Source organism: Roseateles sp. P5_E11 (genome assembly GCF_054049355.1).
In genome coordinates this window covers 1-1,981 of sequence record NZ_JBFUMO010000815.1, presented here as the reverse complement: position 1 = coordinate 1,981, position 1,981 = coordinate 1, and the positions used below count along the sequence as shown (strand labels likewise).

The 1,981-nt window shown below is 71.0% G+C and carries 3 protein-coding genes; all 3 read left to right on the top strand.

Annotated elements, in window-relative coordinates:
• Nucleotides 1–20: 20 nt before the first annotated feature.
• Nucleotides 21–179: a DUF1636 family protein gene (locus ACXJKR_RS30965; protein ID WP_457326112.1), complete on the top strand. Its 159-nt coding sequence runs from the start codon at nt 21–23 to the stop codon at nt 177–179.
• On the top strand, nt 176–1,087 hold the full coding sequence (gene cbiB / locus ACXJKR_RS30960; RefSeq protein ID WP_457326111.1) for an adenosylcobinamide-phosphate synthase CbiB: 912 nt from the start codon (nt 176–178) through the stop codon (nt 1,085–1,087). Before ACXJKR_RS30965 ends, cbiB begins: the two co-directional genes overlap by 4 nt.
• The coding region (locus tag ACXJKR_RS30955) for an aminotransferase class I/II-fold pyridoxal phosphate-dependent enzyme (protein WP_457326110.1) at nt 1,084–1,981 on the top strand (898 nt) is incomplete at its 3' end. The genes cbiB and ACXJKR_RS30955, both read left to right, overlap by 4 nt.

Below are 1,981 nucleotides of genomic sequence, written 5' to 3'. Positions count from 1 at the left end.
GCCCTGGCAAGCACAGCTATCTGTTCGGGCAGCTCGCGCCCGACGCCGCCAGCGTCGACGCGCTGCTGTCGGTGGCCGCCCAACATTCGGAGCCGGGTGACGGCCTGCTGGCCTGGGACCGCCGGCCTGATCGACTCAAGGGCGGCCTGGTGGCCCGCCTGCCACCGCTGGGCATATGAACCTGCTGCTGCCGCTGGCCATGATGGTGGCTCTGCTGGTGGATCGCCTGGGCGAGCCGCCGAGCTGGGCCCATCCTGTCGTCGGCATGGGGCGCTATCTTGGCCTGTTCAAGCTGACGAAGCTACCGCCAGCCATCGGCTTCATCGCCGGCGCGCTGGCCTGGCTGGTCGGCGCGGCGCTGGTGGCCTTCATCGCGCTGTGGCTGGAGGGCTGGGTGCTGATCCTGCTGCAGCCCTGGAGCTCGCCGTTGCGCCTCGTTGGCGCCGCCTTGGCTGTCGGCCTGCTGCTCAAGCCACTGCTGGCTTGGCGCATGCTGGCCGAGGAGGCGCTGGCCGTGGAAGCTGCATTGAATGAATCGCTGGAAGCTGGACGCGCGCGGCTGTCGCGCCTGGTCAGTCGCGACACGTCGGCCTTGACCGAGACCGAGGTGCGCGAGGCCGCCATCGAGACGCTGGCCGAGAACCTCAACGATTCGGTCATCGCGCCGCTGTTCTGGTTCGCCATCGCCGGACTGCCGGGTGCGGCCATCTACCGCTTCGCCAACACGGCGGACGCGATGTGGGGCTACCGCGACGAGCGCGAGTGGTGCGGCAAATGGGCCGCGCGGGCGGACGACCTGCTGTCATGGCTGCCGGCCCGGCTGACGGCGCTGGTACTGATGCCGCCCTCCTTCGCCCGGCTGCCGCGCGAAGCCCGGCGCACGCCCTCCCCCAACAGCGGCTGGCCCATGGCCGCGATGGCACTGCGGCTGGGCCGGCGGCTGTCCAAGCCCGGCGTCTATGCATTGAATGCCGAAGGGAGCCCCGTGCAGGCCGGCGATGTGCACGCTGCCCGCGCCGTCGCCCAGCAGGCCGTCTTTGCCGGTGCCGTGCTGCTTGCCGCGCTCGCCTGGGCGTTGAGGGCATGAACGCGCCTATGCTGCCCGAGCATGGGGGACCGGATGAGGGTCCGCCAGCAGCACACGACTTCTCGACCAATGCCAGCCCGCTGGGCCCGCCGCCGACGCTGATGAACGCCGTGCAAGCCGCCGACCGTCAGGCCTACCCCGACCCGAACTACCGCACGCTGCGCCGCCATCTCGGTGACGCGGACCTGGTCCTGCCCACGGCCGGTGGCGCAGAGGGCATTCGCCGGCTGACGCTGGCGGCGATGTTGACGGGTCGCCGCGAGGTCTGGGTGCCGCAACCCGGCTTTGGCGACTACGCCCTTGCCGCCCAGGCGTTGGGCCTGCCGGTGAAGCCCTATGCCGCACCCGCCGACATCCGACCGACGGCGCCGGCCCTGGTCTGGATCTGCGAGCCTTGCAACCCGACCGGCGCCAGCGTGCCGGTATGGCCGCAGCTCGATGCCCTGGTCGTGATCGACCGCGCCTACGAGCCGCTGCGCCTTCACGGCGACAGCCCTGCCCTGCCGCCCGGAGCCTGGCAGCTCATCTGCCCCAACAAGGCCCTGGGCCTGACCGGCGTACGCGCGGGCTATCTCATCGCGCCAGCCGCCGACCCGGTCTGGTCCCGTGCGTTGTCGCTGGCGCCGAGCTGGGTTCTGTCGGCCGAGGGCGTGGCCATGCTGATGCACTGGCACAGCGACGACACGCAAGCGTGGCTGGCCAAGGCCCGCAATCAGCTGCGTGAATGGACGGCACAGCAGCGCAAGATGCTGGCTGGCCTGGACTGGCTGCAGCGACCCAGTTGCACCCACTTCTGGCTGGCTCGCCCACCGCGACCTGACATCGCGACCCGGCTGCGCGAGCGCAGCATCCGCGTGCGCGACGCAACCAGTTTCGGCCTGCCCGGTTGGGTGC